Annotated in this window: 2 pseudogenes; both read right to left on the bottom strand. The window is 65.7% G+C overall.

The window, feature by feature from the left end:
* A pseudogene (locus R1101_RS30520) lies at positions 1-153 on the bottom strand (alkane 1-monooxygenase); the annotation flags it as partial.
* A 207-nt stretch (positions 154-360) separates the two neighbouring features.
* Positions 361-551 (bottom strand): annotated as a pseudogene (locus R1101_RS28985) (mannose-6-phosphate isomerase, class I); the annotation flags it as partial.

Genomic DNA, 551 nt, shown 5'->3' with positions numbered 1-551 from the left:
GCTCTGCAGTCCGAGCTGGTTACCGCCCCACACCAGCGCGGCGGCGACGAACAGGGCGGTCGGAGGCACCAGCCCCAGAAGCCACAGATGGCGTTTGCGGTCGCGCCATGGGAGATCGGGCCGCTCCACCGAATCCGCCGATGCCGTACTCATGTCGGGCCTCCTCATCACCGTCGATAACGCAGAGCACACCACCCTTTGGTGACGCACACCACTCATACTTTGACTCTAGAGCGGTATTCGTCCGAGGTCTAGACATTTGATCGAATTTGTAAATCTCGCGAGACGTGGCGGGAAACGACGAAGGCGAGCCGTGCAGGCTCGCCTTCCGTTCGAATCGGTCCCGACCGGGACCCGGGCTCAGGACTCGTCGACCACCGATGCCGACACCTCGCCGAGGCGGGCCCGGAAGACCTGCGTGTCCGCGGCACAACCGTGGACGGCCGGCCGCCGATCGCAGGCCGACAGCCACGCCGAGTCGCCGGGCTTCAGCGTCACCGACTCGCCCTCGCATTCGACCCGCACATCGCCCGCGGTGCACAACAGGATCT

It is taken from the genome of Rhodococcus sp. R1101 (assembly GCF_000278445.1).
In the GTDB taxonomy this organism is placed as follows: domain Bacteria; phylum Actinomycetota; class Actinomycetes; order Mycobacteriales; family Mycobacteriaceae; genus Rhodococcus; species Rhodococcus gordoniae.
This window is presented reverse-complemented; position numbering and strand designations above follow the sequence as displayed.